General features: G+C 45.5%; 14 protein-coding genes. 4 read left to right on the top strand and 10 right to left on the bottom strand.

The window, feature by feature from the left end:
- Window positions 1-242: 242 nt before the first annotated feature.
- From NBH07_RS21105 to NBH07_RS21095, 3 genes are read right to left on the bottom strand one after another with little or no spacing between them, the layout of a single operon-like run.
- A complete protein-coding gene (locus NBH07_RS21105) occupies window positions 243-1,847 on the bottom strand; it encodes an NAD(P)/FAD-dependent oxidoreductase (RefSeq protein WP_005858245.1) in 1,605 nt (534 codons plus the stop codon).
- Between the two features lie 13 nt (window positions 1,848-1,860).
- Complete coding sequence (radA, locus tag NBH07_RS21100) at window positions 1,861-3,231, bottom strand: DNA repair protein RadA (RefSeq protein WP_156682771.1); 1,371 nt, start codon at window positions 3,229-3,231, stop codon at window positions 1,861-1,863.
- Between the two features lie 33 nt (window positions 3,232-3,264).
- Window positions 3,265-4,263 (bottom strand): isoaspartyl peptidase/L-asparaginase family protein, encoded by a 999-nt coding sequence (locus NBH07_RS21095; RefSeq protein ID WP_156682770.1) that lies wholly within the window; start codon window positions 4,261-4,263, stop codon window positions 3,265-3,267.
- 133 nt (window positions 4,264-4,396) lie between these two features.
- Between NBH07_RS21095 and NBH07_RS22525 the strand changes: the two genes are divergently transcribed.
- A complete protein-coding gene (locus NBH07_RS22525) occupies window positions 4,397-4,531 on the top strand; it encodes a hypothetical protein (protein ID WP_005858250.1) in 135 nt (44 codons plus the stop codon).
- A 60-nt stretch (window positions 4,532-4,591) separates the two neighbouring features.
- Here the strand turns inward: NBH07_RS22525 and NBH07_RS21090 are convergent, their stop codons facing one another.
- A complete protein-coding gene (locus tag NBH07_RS21090; RefSeq protein ID WP_156682769.1) occupies window positions 4,592-6,898 on the bottom strand; it encodes a GH92 family glycosyl hydrolase in 2,307 nt (768 codons plus the stop codon).
- Window positions 6,899-7,016: 118 nt separating this feature from the next.
- Between NBH07_RS21090 and NBH07_RS21085 the strand changes: the two genes are divergently transcribed.
- On the top strand, window positions 7,017-7,889 hold the full coding sequence (locus NBH07_RS21085; protein ID WP_005858254.1) for an arginase family protein: 873 nt from the start codon (window positions 7,017-7,019) through the stop codon (window positions 7,887-7,889).
- 68 nt (window positions 7,890-7,957) lie between these two features.
- Here the strand turns inward: NBH07_RS21085 and tatC are convergent, their stop codons facing one another.
- Together tatC and NBH07_RS21075 are read right to left on the bottom strand one after the other, a co-directional pair.
- The gene (gene tatC / locus NBH07_RS21080; protein WP_005858256.1) at window positions 7,958-8,785 is read right to left on the bottom strand and encodes a twin-arginine translocase subunit TatC; all 828 of its coding nucleotides are present in this window, start codon (window positions 8,783-8,785) and stop codon (window positions 7,958-7,960) included.
- Between the two features lie 6 nt (window positions 8,786-8,791).
- Window positions 8,792-8,986, bottom strand: coding sequence for a Sec-independent protein translocase subunit TatA/TatB (locus NBH07_RS21075; RefSeq protein WP_005858259.1), 195 nt, complete (start codon window positions 8,984-8,986; stop codon window positions 8,792-8,794).
- A 139-nt stretch (window positions 8,987-9,125) separates the two neighbouring features.
- Here NBH07_RS21075 and fabD point away from each other — a divergent pair, with 139 nt between their 5' ends.
- Window positions 9,126-10,007 carry an ACP S-malonyltransferase gene (gene fabD, locus NBH07_RS21070; RefSeq protein WP_005858261.1) on the top strand — a complete coding sequence of 294 codons (882 nt, stop codon included), beginning with the start codon at window positions 9,126-9,128 and terminating at the stop codon, window positions 10,005-10,007.
- A gap of 168 nt (window positions 10,008-10,175) precedes the next feature.
- Window positions 10,176-10,982, top strand: coding sequence for an alpha/beta hydrolase (locus NBH07_RS21065; protein WP_005858263.1), 807 nt, complete (start codon window positions 10,176-10,178; stop codon window positions 10,980-10,982).
- A 76-nt stretch (window positions 10,983-11,058) separates the two neighbouring features.
- Here the strand turns inward: NBH07_RS21065 and NBH07_RS21060 are convergent, their stop codons facing one another.
- The 4 genes from NBH07_RS21060 to NBH07_RS21045 all read right to left on the bottom strand — a co-directional run bounded on the left by NBH07_RS21060 (window position 11,059) and on the right by NBH07_RS21045 (window position 21,714).
- Window positions 11,059-12,978, bottom strand: a complete 1,920-nt coding sequence (locus tag NBH07_RS21060) for a SusD/RagB family nutrient-binding outer membrane lipoprotein (RefSeq protein ID WP_044545814.1) — start codon at window positions 12,976-12,978, stop codon at window positions 11,059-11,061.
- Window positions 12,979-13,019: 41 nt separating this feature from the next.
- The gene (locus NBH07_RS21055) at window positions 13,020-16,187 is read right to left on the bottom strand and encodes a SusC/RagA family TonB-linked outer membrane protein (RefSeq protein WP_005866149.1); all 3,168 of its coding nucleotides are present in this window, start codon (window positions 16,185-16,187) and stop codon (window positions 13,020-13,022) included.
- Window positions 16,188-16,591: 404 nt separating this feature from the next.
- On the bottom strand, window positions 16,592-18,523 hold the full coding sequence (locus NBH07_RS21050; protein ID WP_156682768.1) for a SusD/RagB family nutrient-binding outer membrane lipoprotein: 1,932 nt from the start codon (window positions 18,521-18,523) through the stop codon (window positions 16,592-16,594).
- A gap of 20 nt (window positions 18,524-18,543) precedes the next feature.
- Window positions 18,544-21,714, bottom strand: a complete 3,171-nt coding sequence (locus NBH07_RS21045; protein ID WP_005866145.1) for a SusC/RagA family TonB-linked outer membrane protein — start codon at window positions 21,712-21,714, stop codon at window positions 18,544-18,546.
- Window positions 21,715-21,971: the final 257 nt, after the last annotated feature.

Here is a 21,971-nt window from a genome sequence, read left to right as displayed (position 1 = left end):
CTATAGAACCCGCACATCTTTGGGTTGAATTGATGTAACAATAAATCATAGAACGATAAAATGAATAAACGACATTATGAACATACGTTACCCAATATACGAGGGAGTTTATCGAATACTTACACTGTACGTTAATTCCGGCTCTTCCGCAGCAGACTTCTTTCCCGTACAACCCGCATTCAAACACATAAGAACTCCCAGACAAAGGGATATTCCTATTTTCATACCACTTTTCATTTTTCTTATTTATTGGATTCTAAATTATACACTCCTTCCGCACAACGTTCCCCGTCGATGGCAGCGGATACGATTCCTCCCGCATACCCCGCTCCCTCACCGCAAGGGAAAAGACCTTTTACCGTGACGTGTTGATAGGTATCCCGATCACGGACGATACGAACCGGAGCGGATGTACGGGTCTCTACGCCGATCATGGTTGCCTCGTTGGTCAAGAAGCCTCTAGAGACCTTACCGAAATAACGGAAACCTTCCCGCAGGCGACTGGTCACGAATTCCGGCATCCAAAAATGCAACGGAGAGGCCAGCAGACCCGGCGTATACGAGGAAACCGGTAAATCGAAAGAGTTCTTCTTCCGCATGAAATCATCCATGCGCTGGGCGGGAGCCGTTTGCTTCATGCCTCCATTCAACCAACAGACCTCTTCCAGACGTTCCTGAAAGGCCATCAACGCTAATGGGGAGTCCGCATCCACCTTCTCGCCATTCCGAAGATAAAGCTCCTCCTGCCCTACCAGTTCGGAATAATCTTCCGGACGGATCTCTACCACCATCCCTGAGTTAGACCAGCGGGAACCCCGGTTAGAAGGCGACATTCCATTTACCACGACCTGCTTAGGTCCGCTCGCCGCAGGAACTACGAAACCTCCCGGACACATACAGAAGGAATAGACGCCCCGGTTATTCGCTTGCGTCACAAAACTATACTCTGCCGCAGGAAGATATTTCCCACGACCTTCTTTCCGATGATACTGGATTTGGTCGATCAATTCCTGAGGATGTTCCAGACGAACACCGACTGCGATCCCTTTCGCCTCGATCTGGATCTGGCGTTCGTATAAATAGTTATAGACATCACGGGCGGAATGGCCGGTAGCTAAGATAACAGGCCCGTAAAAGCTCTTTCCCGTATTCGTCTCGATGCCGATCACCTCGTTCTCTTTCATGATAAAAGCATCCATACGGGTCTCGAAATGTACCTCACCTCCGCATCGCTTGATTTGCTCCCGGATATTCTCGATCACACGGGGGAGCTTATCGGTTCCGATATGCGGATGGGCATCCGCCAAGATAGAGGGACTTGCCCCAAACTGGCAAAAGATATTCAGTATCTTATCTACCGAGCCTCTTTTCTTGCTACGGGTATACAGCTTTCCATCAGAATAAGCGCCGGCACCGCCCTCACCAAAACTATAATTTGATTCTCCGTTCACCTTATGCTCACGACTGATCAAGGCGATATCTTTCTTGCGTTCCCGCACGTCCTTACCTCGCTCGACGATGATGGGGCGCAAACCTAACTCTATCAAGCGCAAGGCGGCGAACAGACCTCCCGGACCGGCTCCTACGACGATCACAGGTTTCCCTGCCGAGACATCTTTATACTCTATCAATTGATATTCCGGCTCGCTAGGCATCTCGTTCATGAAAACACGCAGTTTCACGTTGACAAATATCGTTCGCTGGCGTGCGTCTATCGAACGTTTCAATACACGTACGGCCCGGATATTTTTCGGAGCCTCACCCGTCTCACGGGCTACTACTTGCCTTAGCGATTGCTCATTAACAGCCTCTTCCGGCAATATCCTGAGTTGTAATTCTTTTATCATTGTTTATTATATATTAACCGAATAGTTGCCGAAAGGCTTCCTCCACTTTCTTTACCTGTACGATTTGAATCTTGCTCTTCGCCGTATCGAAACCTTTTAGATTATTATGCGGAATGATAATCCGGGAGAAACCCAGCTTCTCCGCCTCCAAGATACGTTGCTCAATACGGTTGACCGGACGGATCTCTCCGGACAAGCCCACCTCGCCAGCCATACAAACACCCGGCTCGATGCTGATATCCAAGCTAGAGGAAAGGATGGAGCTGATTACCGCCAAATCGATAGCCGGATCATTCACTTTCAAACCTCCGGCGATATTCAGGAAAACATCTTTCTGGATCAACTTAAAACCCGCCCTTTTCTCCAATACCGCCAATAACATATTCATTCGGCGTAAATCGAATCCGGTGGCGCTACGTTGCGGCGTACCGTAAACCGCCGAGCTGACCAAGGCTTGCGTCTCGATCAAGAAAGGACGTACCCCCTCGATAGCGGCGGCGATGGCGACACCGCTCAGTCCCTCATGATTCTGGGTTAATAATAACTCGGATGGATTGCTGACCTCACGAAGCCCGTTCTGGCGCATCTCGTAAATCCCTAGTTCCGCCGTACTGCCAAAACGGTTCTTGATGCTCCGCAGGATACGATACATATAATGCTGATCGCCCTCAAACTGCAACACCGTATCCACGATATGCTCCAATACCTTCGGACCGGCGATACTGCCTTCCTTATTGATATGGCCGATCAATAAGACCGGGACACCGCTTTCCTTGGCGTATTTCAAGATAGCGGCGCTACACTCGCGTACTTGGGAAACACTGCCGGGGGAAGATTCCACGATTTCCGTAAAGATGGTTTGTATGGAATCTATGATCATCAAGTCCGGCTGGATATTGGCCGCTTGCGTAAAAATCTGTTCCAGATGTGTCTCGCATAGGATGAAACAGTTCGGATTATCATGCGATAATCTGTCCGCCCGGAGTTTCAACTGGCGACTGCTCTCCTCGCCCGAGACATATAGGGTTTTCACGCCTGTCAAGCCCAACACTGTTTGCAAGACCAAGGTGGATTTTCCGATTCCCGGCTCTCCCCCGATCAAGACCAAAGAGCCTTTCACCAAGCCTCCGCCGAGAACCCTGTTTAATTCATCATCTTTTAAATCGATACGGGCCTCCTCTTCCGTCGTTATATCACGCAATAACACCGGACGGATCTTATTGCCCTCCATAATACCGGGAACCGGCCGCTTCACGGCAGGCTCCTTTGTTACAATCTCCTCTACATAGGTGTTCCACTCCCCACAATTCGGGCATTTACCCAGCCATTTCGGGGAATCAGCGCCACAGTTAGAGCAGACATATACCGTTTTTGTTTTCGCCATTCTATCCTGAATTTGGCGTAAAGATACAAAAAACTACTTTTCCCCTACCACAACGATCTTCTTTCCGATACCGCAGCCCTTCTTAATTTCCGGACGACCTTTCTCCTTATACAAGAATCCGCGGAACATACCGCCACTGTTATAAGGCATGGCGATATTTCCTAGTTTATCCACGGCGATCAAGCCGCCGTTGCCGGCGTTCGTATTCAATTCCATATGGATGATATAATCCGCCGCTTTCTCTACGCTTTCCTTAAGGTATTTATAGCGGGCACACACATCGAACGCTACCGCATGACGGATAAAATACTCGCCATGCCCCGTACAGGAGACGGCGCAACTGTTATTATCCGCATACGTTCCCGCCCCGATCACGGGCGAATCACCGATACGCCCCCAACGTTTCTTGAACATACCGCCGGTACTGGTCCCGGCCGTTAAGTTTCCTTGCTTATCCAGAACGACACAGCCTACCGTACCGTTCTTCTTACTTTCTTGCTTTAACTTCTCGATCCACTCCATCGTCTTGGGCGTAGCGAAATACATATTGTCTTCTACCATTTCCAAGCCTTGTTCCTTGGCGAACTCCTCAGCACCGGCTCCGCTCAGCATGACATGCGGAGATTTTGTCTTTACGGCATAGGCGGCATTGATCGGATGCTTCACGTGTTTTAAGCCAGCTACAGCGCCTGCGCTTAAATCCTTGCCTTCCATGATGGAAGCGTCCAACTCAAAAGTTCCCTCCGCCGTACAGGTAGCACCAATTCCGGCGTTAAACAACGGATTTCCCTCGAAGTAATTGATTACGGCCATCACCGCTTCCGGCCCCTCGCCTCCCGCAGAAAGGACCTTATCTCCAATCATTAAAGCGGAGTCCAATGCGGCGTAATATTGAGCCGACTTAACCGGATCTTCCTCCAATCCGGCCATCGCCCCCGCACCACCATGTACCACGATTACATACTCCCGGTCTTGCGCAAAAGCAATGGATGACACCATCAAAGCCGTCAAGGCTATCATTTGTTTTAACATGCTATTATATTTAATCATTTATACAATGCTCAAAAATAGAACAAATATCTGAATTATCTTAGAGACATAGACTTATTTCCCGATTTTTATCCGTACATTTACCTCGAACGGTAATCTCTTAAATAATAACATTATGGAAGAATACATCGATTCTATCATAAGAGTGGGAAAGATATTGATCGGAAGCATAATGGTCGTGTTCGTACTCTGGTACATCGTAAAGGATATTGTCAAGGCTTATGGGAAAGATTCGCATGAACCGGATTAAAAAAAGTGCCGTGGCGATATGACCACGGCACTTCTCTTCATTATATCATAGAGAGCTATTTCATTCGTTCGTATACCATACCGGTCCCGGCTGGCTGCCCATGACGAACTCCAATGTCGCCCCGCTCATGATTTGCTCGTGGGTGATATAACTCTTATCATAAGGTTGTCCGTTCAGCTTCACGGATTGGATATAAATATTCTCCGCAGAGACCTCGGGAGCCAAAACCGTAAAGATCTTGCCATTGCCTACATGCATCTTCACCTCCGGGAACAACGGGGAACCGATCTCATATTGGCCGCTGATCGGATCAACCGGATAGAATCCCATGGCGCTGAACACAAACCAAGCGGACATCTGCCCACAGTCCTCATTACCGCAAATACCGTCCGGAGCATTCAGATACAAGTCATGTAATACCTGAGCCACGTATTTCTGGGTCTTCCAAGGCTGGCCGACCTTATTATATAAGTAGATCACATGATGGCTCGGCTCATTTCCATGCGCATATTGACCAATCATACCTGTACTAAAGATAGGCAATTCCTCATCCGATTTGGGGACATAGGTAAACATACTATCCAATTTCTCGGCGAAACGTTCCTTACTTCCTACCAATCCGATCAAACCGTCCAGATCTTGCGGCACGGACCAGAAATATTGCCAACCATTGCTCTCGCAAATATCTTCCGTATAATCATCGGGGCTGAAATTAGCGGCAAAGTTTCCTTTCTCATCACGAGGCTGCATAAAGGAAGTTGCCGGATTGTACACATTATGATAATTCTGTGAACGTTTAAAGAATTCGTCGGCGATCTCTTTCTTACCCATCTTCTCAGCCATCTTAGCGATGCAATAATCATCGTAGGCATACTCCAAGGTCTTCGATAAAGACCAGTTCTCCCATTTTTTCGGATCGCTATAAGCCGGTACGTAGCCCAACTTCTTATAATCGCCGATACCCCGATAGTCATCCCGGTTGGCTGTCGCTATACAAGCCTCCAGCGCTTTCTCGGCATTGAAATCACCGATACCTTTCAGATAAGCGTCTACGATAACGGGCACCGCATGATAACCGATCATCATATTCGTTTCCCAGCCATAAAGGTTCCATAAAGGCAAAGCCCCGTTCTGCTCATAGAACTTCAAGAAACCCTTGATCATATCATTCGCCCGTTCCGGCTCCGTATACGTAAACAACGGATGGGAGGCACGGTAGGTATCCCATAAAGAGAAAGTAGAGTAATTCGTCCATCCGTCCGCTTTATGGATTTGCTGATCCGGACCGTAATAAGAACCATCCACGTCGCTATAGATCGTCGGGGCGATCATGGAATGATACAAGGCCGTATAGAATTTCACCATATCGTCCGTATTCCGGCTCTTCACCTCAATCTTGGAAAGCTGTCGGTTCCAATTCGCGCTAGCCTGCGCTTGATAGTAATCGAAATCATCCTTCGGGGTTTCCGCACGCAAATTCTTTCCCGCTCCCTCCATGCTGACACCAGAGATTCCGGTCGTGACAAGGATTTCCTCATCCTTCTTCGTATTGAAATCGAAACGGGCCACATAGGCCGTACCGATCCAACCTTTTTCCTTGGTCACGATAGAAGTCGTATCCATATGACAAGCCACGAAAGGCTTAGAGAAACGGGTCTCGAAATAAACATGCTGCAAGGGAGACCAGCCTTGGGATAGGCGGTATCCACGGATCGTCGTAGAGTCTACCACCTCGATCTTGGAATCCAAGGTAAAGTCCCAATTCATCGCCTTCTTCAAGTTCAAGAATACCGAAGCCTCGGCCTCCGGGAAGGTATACCGCTGGATACCGCAACGCTCGGTAGCCGTAAGCTCCACGTTAATGTTATAATCCTTCAGCAATACCCGGTAATATCCTGCGGAAGCCGCCTCGTCATTATGCGAGAACGTGGAATAGATTCCTAACGGCGCCGGGGCCTCTTTATAAGGACGGGTCACGGGCATAAAAGAGATATCGTATAAATCGCCTGCCCCCGTACCGGAAAGGTGCGTATGGCTAAAGCCGGCGATCGTCGTATCCGGATAGAAATACCCCGAGATGCGATCCCAACCCGGCAAACCGTTATCCGGGCTCAATTGTACCATACCAAAAGGAACTTGGGCTCCCGGGTAGGTATTGCCGGTAAAATCCGTACCGATCATGGGGTTCACATACTGCGAGTAATCCGCCTCCTGTTTCTTTTCAGGCGTGCAGGCCACGAGTGCCAGCAAAGAGACCGCCAATATAGACATGTGCTTCATGTTATGCAATTCGTTTTGAGTTTGAGCAAACATACATAAATTATTTCGAAAGAGAAACAGTTTACGGGGAAAACTTTCTATTTTCATCAGGGTGAAAATCTTTTTTCATTATGATGAGAATCTATTTTCATCAAGGAGAAAATCTTTTTTCATCAAGACGAGAATTCGGTGGAATCCTTTAACTTTGTACAAAAACTACGATAACATGGAAGATAAAACATCGACACTTCGTTTGATCTATCCCCAATGGCAAGGTGGGATCGTGAATCATTGGATGCCCGACCTTCCTGCGGACGACGCTTCCAGAGGGTATTACCTAGGAGCTCAATTACTCAATATCCTCGCTCCCCCAAGTCCCCAGAAAACCGTGGAAGTACCCATCTCACTAGATATAAACGATAGAGAAACGGATCTAGGGATCAGCGCCCGCAAGGTTATTCTGAAACAAACAAAAGCAGCCCTCGAATTACTGCACGAAAACGCTCCAGAAAAGATTGTCACCTTAGGGGGCGAATGTTCGGTAAGTGTCGTACCCTTCACCTATCTGGCTGCTAAATATCCGGATGATATAGCCATTGTCTGGATAGACGCACATCCGGATATAAACTTGCCGTATGACGAGTATAAGGGATATCATGCGATGGCCCTTACGGCCTGTCTAGGGATGGGTGATGAAGAGATTCTTCAATTATTACCGGGAAAGTTCAAGGTCTCGAATACCTTAATCGTAGGTTTACGCTCGTGGGATGAGGGCATGAAAGAACGGCAGAAGAACTTAGGTATAAAAGGTTTATCACCAGAGGAGGTGGCGAAGGATAGTTCCTCCATCCTCAAGTGGTTAAAAGGGACGGGCGCATCCAAAGTTGTCGTTCACTTCGATATGGACGTAATCGATCCGGCGGATATGATAGCGGGAGTCGGCGTAGAGCCTAACGGGATGAAAATAGACGAGGTCGTACGTGTTATCAACAATATAGCATCCAAGTATGATCTGGTAGGTCTTACGGTAGCCGAGCCGATGCCTCGTATAGCCATCAAGCTAAGGAATATGCTGGACCGGTTACCTTTATTGAAATAATAAAAAAAGACGTAGCCCTTAAACAGAGTTACGTCTTTTTTATATTACATTATTATAACTTTCGGGATTTATTCCTCATTATTATCTTCCTCATTCTCCTCGTCTTCTTCCTTTGGGGCTTTTTTCACGAAGAACGCACTCAACTCATACAAACCGTAGAGCGGTAAGAATACGATACTTAACGTAAACGGATCACTACTTGGAGTGATGAACGCCGCACCAACTAACAAGCCGACAACAGCATGCCGTCTGTATTTATGAAAGAACGAGCGGTTTAGCAGCCCTATCTGAGATAATAGCCAAGATACCAATGGCATCTCAAATACGATTCCCATCACGAATATCAACATCAAGAAGTTATCCATGTAAGAATCAAGGGATACCTGTTCCGTAATGGCGGCACTCAACTCGTAAGTCGCCAAGAAACGTAGTGTCATCGGGAACACCAAGAAATAACCCACTGAGCATCCGATAAAGAACATTATCGTTCCGAACAAGAATACCCAACGTACATTTTTCTTCTCATTTTCGTAAAGAGCCGGACTTACGAACTTCCAGATCTCCCACATCAAATAGGGGAAAGTCAATAATAACGCCAACCAGAAAGAACTTGTCATATGCGTGAAGAACTGGGAAGCCAGCTTGATATTGACAATGTTCACATGGAAAGTATCATTACAAAAGTCCGGGAGAAAAGAAAAATGAGAACTAATCTTACACATTTCCCGATAGACGATGAAATCGGAGCTACACGGGGCCATCACGACATTATCGAACAGCCACGGCATTACCGAGAACCCGGCTATAGCAAAAACAAAGAGCGCTAAAATAGAACGAAATAAAGTCCAACGAAGTTCTTCTAGGTGATCCCAGAATGACATTTCTTCTTGTTGCATCTTCCTTTACTTCTTTTCCGTATCGTCTAATTTGATATCGTCTTCCAATCCTTTTACACCGTCCTTGAAATTCTTCACGCCCTTACCGATACCTTTCATCAGCTCAGGAATTTTCTTACCACCGAAAAGCAATAACACAACAATGGCGATGATCACGATCTCGCCTGTACCTAAGTTTCCTAAAAATAGTAATTCATTCATGATATTATAATATTAGTCATTAATATTCTCGTTTCTATGGGGGCAAAGATACAATTTGTAATGAATAGTAGCCTCATTATTCCAAATTTATTACCTTTGCACCGTCTTAAAAAACTGAAATTAGAAAAAAATTAGAAAGATGAAAGCGTACGTATTTCCCGGTCAGGGGGCACAGTTCGTAGGTATGGGCAAAGACCTCTACGATAATAATCCTCTTGCTAAAGAGATGTTTGAGAAGGCTAACGAGATCCTTGGTTTCCGTATCACGGATTTAATGTTTGCCGGAACAGACGAGGATCTGAGACAAACCAAAGTTACTCAACCAGCGATCTTCTTACACTCTGTCATTCTCGCGAAAACATTAGGTGATCAATTCCAACCGGATATGACCGCAGGTCACTCATTAGGAGAATTCTCTGCCTTGGTAGCTGCCGGAGCATTGTCTTTCGAGGACGGCTTGGTATTAGTTTCCAAACGTGCCATGGCTATGCAAAAGGCTTGCGAGGCAACTCCCTCTACAATGGCCGCCGTATTAGCCTTGCCGGATGCGACGGTTGAGGAAATTTGCGCGAGCATCAAGGACGAGGTAGTGGTTTGCGCTAACTATAATTGCCCGGGCCAATTGGTAATCTCCGGCTCTATCCCCGGTATCGATCAGGCTTGCGAGAAGTTATTGGCCGCAGGCGCTAAGCGTGCCTTGAAGTTGAAAGTAGGTGGAGCGTTCCATTCTCCATTGATGGAACCAGCTCGTACTGAGTTGGCTGCCGCTATCGAGGCTACGACGATCAATAAACCTTCTTGCCCGGTTTACCAGAACGTAAGCACGAAAGCCGAGACTTGCCCGGAAACAATTAAGACTAACTTGATCGCACAGTTAACCGCCCCGGTACGTTGGACCCAAAGCGTACAGAACATGATCGCCGACGGTGCCACTCATTTCATCGAGTTAGGCCCGGGTGCCGTTCTTCAGGGATTAGTTAAAAAGATCAATAAGGAAATGACTACGGAAGGTATGCAATAATTTATCTTTCAATGTAATAGGATAAAAGTCCGAAAAGGATGGAGGGTGATTTTCCTCGTCTTTTCCGGACTTTTTTATATACGATGATGATTCGAAAAGATCTTGAATGCTAAACTAATCAAAGGCCAACGTTGTTTTATACTATAAACACAATTCAGAATATAGAAAATGGAAACAATACAACAGAAAAATAGGATTATCCTACTTTGGCCGGATGGAGCGCCCACTAGTAATGGATTGGCCGGCGTAGAATTGGAAGATGCCCCGAATGCCATATCCAATATATCGAACCCTTCCCTATTGGTTTATCCGGCGACGAAGCCGAATGGCAAGGCGATCTTGATGTGTCCGGGTGGCGGACTTTCCAAGATTTCGATCGGACATGAGGGGCGTGATATGGCCGCATGGTTTAACGCGCAAGGTATTACTTATGCCGTATTGAAATACCGGATGCCGAACGGACATAGGGAAGTTCCTCTGGACGATGTTCGCCAAGGTCTCCGCATCCTCCATAATTACTCGGAAGAGTGGAAGATTACGAAGGTCGGTGTCATGGGTGCCTCCATTGGCGGTTATATCGCCGGGCATGCCGCAATATTCGGGGTAGACGACGCACGTCCAGATTTCCAAATACTCCTTTATCCGGTTATCAGTATGCTACCTCATTTAACGCACCTTAAATCGAGGGAACGGCTATTAGGAGCGAATCCCACGCATGAGGAAGAGGAAGCTTTCTCTCTGGAATTGCACGTAAACGCACTGACACCTCCCGCCTTTATAGCGTTGGCTTCGGATGACGAGGCGGTTAGCCCGGAGAATAGCGTGCTTTATTATCTCGCTTTGCTAAAAAACAAGGTGTCCGCCTCCTTACATATTTACCCAAAAGGCGGCCATAGTTTTGGGTTCCGGGACAACTTCGTATACAAACGTCAATGGACTGACGAACTGGAGAAATGGCTAAGCACGATTGAGTAAATCTCAAAAAAACGGTGCCACACAAATAAATGCGTGACACCGAAAAAGTATATATAAAACAGACCAAGCAGGTTCGCTATTTAGCGTTCCACCAAAGTGGAGTAGTCGTCAAGTCCGGGCCGCCCAAAAGCTGGAGAGCTTGCGCATAACCCACTTGATTATTCGTTTGGATATTCGCCGGATAACGATAACGTTTCGGGTAGAAATCCCAACGGCATTCCTTAGAGGTAGCGACCGTCAAAGGAACTTGATTCAATGGGTTGTAATCCTTCTCTACCGCTTGGTTCTCGAAGAAAGGAAGACCTAAACGACGATGATCGCTCCAAGCCTCTTCCGGCAACCAAGGAACTTGCGCTATATATTTCTGGGTGATAATCTTCGTCAGAGCATCATTATTATAAGCGCCATTCCGGTAGATCGAGTTATGGGGATATTCATACGTACGGCTTTTTACCTCCTTCGTATATGGGTCCGTATAACGGATCGTATACGATTTCGCCTCTGTCGTATGGTCGAAAGCGACGGAAGTACCTACACGGTTGTATTTCTGAGACGATAGGTAATCACCGACTTGGCTCAATAAGCCATGATACTCAAAACTAGCCGTAACACCAGACTCATAATTGGATTTAGCCGTTCCCGGAACTTTCCAGCCTTTCACCGCAGCCTCCGCCAATAAGAAGTAACTTTCCCACGGGCCGAAGAAAACACGCTTATTGGTGCTCATTCGATATTGTTTCGATATAGAGGGATAATTATAATTCTTACCTGTCAGCTCACTTACCAGACCGGCTTTCACGTCCCATTCTCCGGCGACCCAAGTGCCCCACGTATATTTCGGATCGATCGTCAACATATTCTGGGTATTATCCGCCGGATTCTTCAAGTGAACCGGCTTCACCTCGCTGGCCGCACCGATATAATCGGAATAAACCACACCATCATCCCAGCCCACTACACTAAACAACTTCGGGGCACGGGGATCTACATATTGAGGTATACCGTCGAAATAGAAACCGGCGCACGGATCATTCGTCGTCAGCGGGAAGTGCTGGTTCAAATATAAACCTTGATAATCGTATGGATTCTTCAAATGGCTTTTTAAGGAGTCCGGCAACGGAAATTCCTGTCCACCCAAACCAACTACCAAGTTCTTAAACGTCACGGACATCGCCTGCCCATTCCAAGGACGAGACATCACGCTCGTCAGCTCATCCCAACCCTCTTTCTCCTGCACGGAAGCGATATCGGTTGGCTCGGAAATAAATGTCTTAGAGGCGGCATCCTCAAATTCCGCTTTCGCTAAGGCAGGATCGACAGCTGAGATACGCATCGCCAAACGCATACGCAAGGAGTTGGCGTACTTCTTCCATTTCGCAACATTTCCCGCATAGAAAGCATCCTCGTTAGCCATAGCGGACATATCCAAGGAGGGGTCTAACGCAGACTCAGCTTCCCGTAATTCTTTCAATATAAATTGATAGATAGCCTCTACACTATCGTACTCAGCCGGTACACCGGAGAAAGCGGCTAACGCTGGGATCGGCCCGAAACCGTCAGCTACTTCCGAGTTCAAGTAAGCACGCCAGATGCGGGACATCTGGATCACGTTCTTATAATAAGGATAAGTATCCGCCTCGCCATTGGCAACCATCTGCTCTCCTAACTGGATCGCTTTGGTCACTTGGTTCAGCCAACCCACGGCGTAATCGTTACTCAAGTAGGTAGTACTATAATCATTGTTATCCGTACCGATCGTAAAACCACTTCCCCTATTGAAACGGGAAGCACGGTCCCAGTACAAGATAAAGATACGCTCGGCTATCTCTGGGTTCATCTGGTCTCCCATGATAGAGGCATTCAGGAACCATTGGGGTTTCACCTTATCCTCTCCCACAAGATTCGGGTCCTCATTGATCTCCTGAAAGTCATTACAGGAAGAAAGAAGAGCAGCCACCGATACCAGTCCGGTAAAAAGTATATTTCTTGTTTTCATCTTCATCATTTTTATCGTAATTCAAATTATCATGTATTCCATTAGAATCCCACGGTTACGTTAAACGTATAGGAACGACTGGTCGGCGCGGCTCCATTCTCGAATCCGGTAGCGTTGGTATTCGTGGCGGCAACGGACTCGGGGTCGATACCCGGCAAGTTATAATGGATCATCCAAACATTGTTACAAGTAGCGGATAGACGTACACGCTGGAAAGGCGTTTTCTTCAACATCTGTCGATTGAACTCGTAGCCAAAGGTGATATTACGCAAACGGACATTGGTGGCGCTATAGGTATAAACCTCTGGTAAACCATAATTTCCGGTAGACCCAATACGCTCCCAATAGTTCTGGGGAGTGACGGCGACCGTATTCTCCGCATAACCACTGCCCTGTTGAACCACGGTATTCGGTACCACGAATTCGGCACGATCACCATTCACCACTGTTCCGGCGGCGTTACCCCGGGTATACAGGTTGGAGGCTGTCGCCGAATAGATGCTACCACCGATACGGAAGTCTATCAAGAAGCTCAGGTTAAAACCTTTATAAGAGAAATTATTGGTCCAACCCATCATCCAATCCGGACTCTGGTTTCCTACTTTCGACTTCTCGGTAGAGATCAAAGGCAAACCATCATCACCTACGACGATCTTTCCATAGTGAGGACTATTCTCATCGGTCACACGCATAAAGGTCTGCCCGTAGATCTCACCATAATAACCACCTACCGGAGCTACGATCTGGATAGCGTCGAACGTCTTTATATCATATAGATTCACGCCCTCGTATAATTCTTTGATCTTATTCCGGTTCAAGGAGAACTGCGCCGTAGAGCTCCAGCTCAATCCGGCGGGATTGTCTAGAATCGTACCGTTCAAGGAGATCTCCAAACCCTCGTTCTGAATGTTACCCGCATTAATCTTACGGGAAGCATAGCCGGAGAACGGGTCCATCGGTAAATCCAGTAACTGGCGGGTAGCGTTGGACTTATACCAAGCGGCATCCAAGCCTAACCGGTTATTAAAGAAACGGATATCGAAACCGGCCTCCCATGATTTAATCAACTCACTACGTACGTCCGAGTCGTAAAGTACCTTACCCGGTTTCGCCGTCGTATTCCCGTTGGGGTCCTTGCCTACAGAGTAGAAGTTATATAATTGATACGGGTCCAAGTCGTTACCTACCTCAGCGAAGGAGGCACGTACCTTAGCGAAAGAGAACCAATCCGGCATGCTTCCGCCAATCTTCGGCAACATATCGGAGATCACCGCGGAGAAGCTGACAGACGGATAGAAATAAGAGCGGTTGGCTTTCGACATCGTAGACGACCAATCGTTACGTGCCGTAACATCCAAGAACAGATAACCATCCCAGTTCAACTGCAACGACCCGTACAAGGAATTCATACGACGGCGGATCAACTCGGAAGTGACTGTTGGCTTATTCACGCCATTATTCAGCGAGAACAAGTTCGGCACCAACAACTCTCCGGCAGAAGCGTTCATCTTATTACGCTGCTGGAGCATCAAGTTACCACCGAAAGTAACGAAGCCTCCCAGCCGATCGATCAAGTTATCCTTCCGGGCCGTAGCCAAGAAACTGAAGTTATTCTCATAGAAGGTCTCCGATCCCTCGGTATACAGACCTCTCGGACTGGTATTACCACCGGCATATACTTTCTCGCTCTTCGTCGTGGTATAATAATCCGTACCACCTCTCAACTCAATATCGAACCAATCGGTCGGGGCATATTTCAAGGAGATATTTCCTAACAAACGGTTACGGGTATCCTCGTTCTGGCGATAACGGGTCACCCAATAAGGGTTCTCCTGCGGATTCTTGGAGGCGTCATACCAAATCATATTGCCTTGCTCATCCACGTCATCCTCAAACTCACGGATATTCAAGGAACGAGGCAGGTTATAGATCGTATTGAAAGCGTTCGAGGGATTCACGCCCTGAATCGGGCGGTTATGTGCGTTTTGATTGATATAATTCACCTTGGCATCTACTTTCCACTTTTCCGCCTCATCCAAGAAAGTGGTGGCACGCAAGGTAATATTCGTCTTGTTTAGTTTTGAGCGTGGGGTGATGCTAGCATCGTCGGAACGGTTTACGGAGGCGAATACCGCCGTCCCCTTTATGTTCTGCTGGAAGCTGACACCCTCGTTAAAGGAGGTTCCGGTGCGGAAAAAAGCGTCGATATTATCATAAGTATGCAGGGGGATTTGATTGCCTCTCCAATCGGTTACCATTTGTCCCGTGGCTTTCGGTCCCCAGCTAAGGCGGGATTGGTTATCGTAAACGCCCACGGAGCCTTGTCCGAAGTCGTTCTGTAAATCAGGTTTCAGGAAAATCGTCTCGGCGGTGATACCGGCGTTGATCGTAATACCGAGTCCCTCGTTCTTACGTCCGGACTTGGTAGTGATCAAGATCACACCGTTACCGGCACGTGAGCCATAAAGGGCGGCGGCGGAAGCACCCTTCAATACCGTCATGGACTCGATATCTTCCGGGTTGATATCCGAAAGGCCGTTACCCATGTCCGCTCCGGAGTTACCCCATACATCATCCACGCCACCGGTGAAGTTATCCATCGGGGTACCGTCTACGACGATCAAGGGCTGGTTGCTACCCGTCAATGAGTTATTACCACGAAGTACGATCTTAGAGGACCCTCCTACGCCATTGCTTGAACGGACGATCTGCAAACCGGAAACCTTACCGGAAAGGGAGTTCGCCAAATTCGGCTCACGGGAGGCCAAGAGGTCGTCCCCTTTCAACTCCTGCATGGCATAGCCCAAGGCTTTCTTATCTCGTTTCATACCCAAGGCAGTCACCACCACCTCATCGAGTTTCTGGGTATCTTCCACGAGTTTAACCGTAATCTCGGACTGGCCGGTATATGGGATGTCTTGCGAGGTATAACCGATAAACGATATCTGTATGATATCCCCTTTCTTCACGTTATCCAAAGTAAAATGCCCGTCCAAGTCGGTCATAGTACCATTGGTAGTTCCTTTCACGATTACGGACGCCCCGGTAACGGGTCCTAAGGCATCCTCAACTATTCCCGACACCTTTGCGTTTTGCTGGGAAATGTCAACCTTCGGAATCCCGGGCATAGGCGTGGCGTATAAGTTTCCCGAGAACCCAAGCGCCCCTACCAACAGGATTAAGCTGACTGGTCTGAATCTTTTCAACATAACTACTGTTTTTTGTTTATTTTGATAGACAATGTTTTAGTTTTTGCGTCAACGAATGTCATTTATCCTGTATAAACATAAAAAGGGCAGATATGTTTTGAGTTTAACATATACAAGAGTAACCGGAGAGAGATGAGTATCACTCCGGTATCTCAGTAAACCAGGAAGGTCGTGAGTTTAGTGACAAGTGATTTTAGGAATGGACAATATATATACTGCGTTGCCCCAATAATATATACTGCGTTGGTCAAGTAAGATATACTACGTTTATTAGAATGCCCATCATAAGCACCTTTCGACCGCAGTCGGCAGGGGCTTACGATGGGCATTGTTAGATGCTTATAATAGCGGTCGGCACAAATACACAAAAACAGGGGCTTTTGACACACCCTCTTTCATATAAATCAATGTTTAGCCCACCATAGCGGAGTAGAAATTAAATCAGCTCCACCCAATAGCTCAACAGCTTTCATATAACTATCCTTACTATTGATTTCCATATTCGCTGGATAGCGCAGACGTTCTTGATAGAATTCCCACTTACATTCCTTACAGTTAGCACGAGTAAGAGGCAACTCGTTACTAGAAACGTTATAATCTATCTCAACAGCTTGATTCTCAAAGAAAGGCAAACCTAAACGACGATGATCAGACCATGCCTCTAAAGGTAACCAAGGAACCTGTGCCAAGTATTTTTGCGAGATTATCTTTGTCAGCTTATCATTATTGACCGTACCATTCTTATAAATAGAATTTTTCGGATAAGTATAAGTAGTAGTCTTTTTCTCACCAGTATAACCATCTACATATTCAGCCGTATAAGACTTTGCTTCCGCCGTATGATCAAAAGCGACAGAAGTACCTACACGGTTATATTCCGTAGAACTCAAATAATCATTTAAGAACTCAGATACACCGTGATATTCAAAGCTAGCTGCTATACCAGCCTCATAATGAGATTTCGCACTACCAGACACGTTCCAACCATACAACGCAGCTTCAGCCAATAAGAACTCCGTCTCCCACGGCCCAAACCATACACGCTTATTCGTACTTTCACGATATATCTTGGATAAAGAAGGATAAGTCTTACTTGCTCCTGTCAATTCGCTGGTTAGCGCTGAGTATTTATCCCATTTTCCAGCAACCCAAGTATTCCAAGTATATTTCACGTTCAACTCCAAATATGTCTTATTGTTATCCTCAACATTTCCAGTAGCAGGATCCGCTAAACGAGCCTTATCAGCCAAACCGATATTAGAGAAATAAACAGTACCATCATCATATCCCGGAATATGAAACAACTTAGTAGCACGAGGATCAATCTTTGAAGGAAGAGCATCAAAGAAATAGCCTGCAGCCGGATCATTCGTAGAAACCGGTAAGTGTTTTTCTAATCGAAGGCCTAGATAATTACGAGCATCTTTCAATACCACATCCTCTTTTATCGCCGCAGGAACTTGGAAATCGATTCCTCCTAGGCCAATCATCATATTATTAATGGTGACCGAAATGGGTTGGGCATTCCAAGGACGAGACATCACACCATCAAGATCAGTCCAACCGCCTTTTTCTTGCACCTGAGCAATTTCATCTTGCGTAGTAATAAAATTATTCGTCGAAGCGGCATCCTCAAAAGCAGCCTTTGCTTTAGCTTGATCTACAGCAGATAAACGCATAGCGTAGCGCAAGCGTAATGAGTTCGCATACTTTATCCATTTAGAGGCATCACCATCATAGAAAGCATCCGTTTTCTCTGATGTAATAGCGCTCATATCCGCATTTACATCTATCTTGCCAGCGGCATCTTTCAATTCAGAAATAATAAAATCATAAATATCTTCTATACTCTTATATTCTACGATACCATCAAAAGCGTTTGCCGGAGGCACAGGACCAAAGTTATCAGCCAATTCAGAGATGACATAAGCCCGCCAAATACGAGACATCTGTAGCAAATTGTTCTCATAAGGATACTCCGGATTGGCGGCACGTTCCGTACCAATTTTCACGGCCATATTAACATTGTTCAGCCATCCCACTCCATAATCAACGCCAAAGTAGTCCGTATTATAATCATTATAATTCGCACCTGTAGCTAAACCACTACGACGTTCAAAACGAGCCGCACTTTTCCATTGATACACGAACACACGCTCTGCGATATGCGGGTTCTGCTGTGCCCCCTTGATTGATTTATTCAGTAGATAAGATACTTTGATCGCACTTTCATCTACGGCATTCGGGTCTTTATTTATTTCCTCAAAGTCGTTACATGCAGTAAATAAAACGGCTAATGAAGCTAACCCTATTATTGTTCTTTTTAATGTTTTCATACTTAAAATCATCTTTCTTATTAGAAACCAACTGTTACATTAAATGTGAAAGAGCGAGAAGTCGGAGCTGCCCCATTCTCAAAACCAGTAGCATTGGAATTTGTAGCCGAAATAGATTCCGGATCAATACCTTCCAAATGATTTACAATCATCCAAACGTTATTCGCCACGAATGATACACGTACTTTCTGTAATGGGGTTTTCTCTAACCATTTTTTCTCAAAATCATAACCAACGGTAATATTACGTAGACGAATATTAGTAGCATCATATAAAAATGCCTCACCCACACCGATATTACCTCCGGCAGCACGTCCCCAGTACAATTCAGGAGTAACAGCATTAGAATTTGCCGTATAACCACCATTTCCATCAGAAGTCACTGAATTCGGAACTACAAATTCCTCACGGGTTCCATTTATAACGGTACCTGCGGCATTACCTGCCTTGTACAAATTAGCAGTGGTCGCTGAGTAAATATTTCCACCAATACGAGCATCAATCAAAAAGCTCAAAGAAATATTTTTATAAGAGAACGAGTTAGTCCATCCCAACATACAATCAGGCTGTTGATTCCCCAGATAATAATCATCTGAAGTAACTAATGGTAAACCTTGAGCATCTACAATAATTTTACCAGCATGTTCCCCACTTTCAACACGTTGGAATTTTTTACCATAAATATCGCCATAATAACTACCCGTACGGGCTACAATCTTTAAATCATCAAAAGTCTTGATGCCATATTCATTTACTCCTTCATACAAATCTATGATTTTATTTTTATTGAAGGAAGCATTCAATGTTGTTTCCCAATTTAAGCCTCTAGGATTCTGCAAAATAGTACCATAAAGCATTAATTCCACACCTGAATTTTGAATATTACCTGCATTGATCTTACGTTTGGAATAACCAGAAAATGGATCCATTGCCAAATCTAGCAATTGGCGGGTAGCATTAGATTTGTACCAAGCCGCATCAATACCTAATCGATTATTGAAAAACTTCAAATCAATACCGGCTTCCCAAGATTTAATCAACTCTGAACGTACAGAAGAATCATATAAAGTAGTTCCTAGAGCTGCAGTTGGGTTACCATTTGGATCTTTATCAACCTTGAATACAGTATACAATTGATATGGATCAAGGTCATTACCTACTTCCGCATAAGAAGCACGAACCTTAGCGAAACTCATCCATTCCGGCATTGTACCGCCAACCTTTTCCACCATATCTGAAATAACACCAGATAAGCTAACCGAAGGATAAAAATAAGATTGGTTTTCTTTACTCATAGTGGAAGACCAGTCATTACGAGCCGTAATATCCATAAACAGCCAGCCATCCCAGTTCATTTGCAAAGAACCGTAAATAGAATTCATCTTGCGCTGTACATCTTCAGATGTATGCGTCATATTATTCTTGTCAGCGGCATTAGACATCGCAAATAGATTCGGGATCAATAAATCACCCGTACCAGCCTCTAATTTCTTACGGCGTTGCATCATCAAGTTTCCACCCACGGTCACAAAACCACCAAACTTGCTAAAAAGGTTATCTTTCTTAAAGGTAGTCAAGAAACTATAGTTGTTCTCATAAAAAGTCTCCGACTTCTCAGAGTAACGCCCTTTCGGATTCACATTACCACCAGAATATACCTTATTTGTAGTCGTAGTCGTATAATAGTCCGTACCGCCTTTTAGCTCGAGGTTCCACCAGTCCGTTATCTTATAAGAAAGAGAAATTGTACCTAACAAACGATTACGAGAGTCTTGATTTGTTCTATAATCTTTAATCCAATACGGATTTTCTTGGGGAGTACTCTCGGTATCCCACCAAATCATATTTCCATTTTCGTCCAAACAGTTCTCCAGATCCCTAATATCCAGCGATCGTGGTAAATTATAGATCGTACTAAAGGCATTCGATTGGTTAATACCTTGGATTGGACGATTCTTTGCGTTATTATTTAAATAGTTGGCTTTTGCATCTAATTTCCATCTTTTATCCGGACCGAACTCGCTTGTTCCACGCAAAGTAAGAGACGTTTTATTTAATGATGCACCCGGAACGATGCCCTTATCATCAGAGCGATTAATTGAGGCGAATACCGCCGTCCCATCATAGCTCTGCTGAAAAGATACACCTTCATTGAATGAAGTTCCTTTCTGGAAATAAGCATCTATATTATCATAAGTATACATCTGGACTTTCTGCCCATCCCAGCGATCAATTGTTACGGAACCATCGGCAACAGGCCCCCAGCTTGAACGGTCTTTCACATTATATATGCCATTTGTACCCTGACCATACGTATTCTGTAATTCTGGTTTCAAAAACATGCTTTCCACTGTAACTCCGGCATTTACAGTAATACCTAATCCACTTTGCTTTTTACCCGATTTCGTCGTAATCAAAATTACGCCATTACCTGCACGAGAACCATATAACGCGGCGGCTGAAGCTCCTTTCAACACGTTCATGGATTCGATATCTTCCGGGTTGATATCTGACAAACCATTACCCATATCCACGCCGCTATTACCCCAAGCATCATCAACTCCTCCAGTAAAGTTATCCATTGGAATACCATCGACAACAATCAACGGCTGATTAGATCCAGTTAATGAATTATTACCACGCAATACAATTTTTGAAGAACCGCCAGGGCCACTACTAGAACGAACTACCTGCAAACCCGATACTTTACCAGATAACGCATTCGCAATATTACTTTCCCGTGCATTTACAAGTTCGTCTCCTTTCAATTCTTGCGTAGCATATCCCAACGCTTTCTTCTCACGCTTGATACCCAAGGCCGTAACCACGACCTCATCCAATTTCTGGGTGTCTTCCGCTAATTTGATAACGCCTACCGGCTTACCGGTATACGTAAGCTCCATGGTGGAGTAACCAATGAATGAGATTTGGATTACATCACCATTCTTGACGCCATCCAAGGTGAAATTACCGTCCATATCGGTAATCGTTCCATTAGACGTTCCTTTCACGACAACAGACGCTCCGGTCACTGGGCCGAAATCATCTTCCACTGTACCTGTTACTTTCCCGTTTTGCTGGGAGATAGAGGTACCTTGCTCAACAGGTGCGATGTTGGCATACATGCTTCCCGAGAAGCATAACGCACCCGCACATAGAATTAAGCTGACAGGTTTAAAGTTTTTCAACATAACTGATGGTTTTATTGATAAATAATTAGACAATGTCTTGGCGAAACATTTGTCTTTTAAAATTATTCACATACATACACTCACTCCTGAGTTCTAGCGTAATTAAGTTCAAATAAAAAATGGGCTAACTATCGGAGTCCTACATGAACTTTTCTTAAGTAGAAGTTGTTTTATTTAGTTGGCGCCAAAATACCTAGCACATTTTATATCGGAGGCAAAGATATGAAATATTCATTACATTGTGTTATTATAATTAA

The organism is Parabacteroides sp. B2-S-102, assembly GCF_023656665.1.
Classification (GTDB): Bacteria; Bacteroidota; Bacteroidia; order Bacteroidales; family Tannerellaceae; genus Parabacteroides; species Parabacteroides distasonis.
Note: the sequence above shows the minus strand (reverse complement) of the source record. Positions and strands in the feature narration are given on the sequence as shown.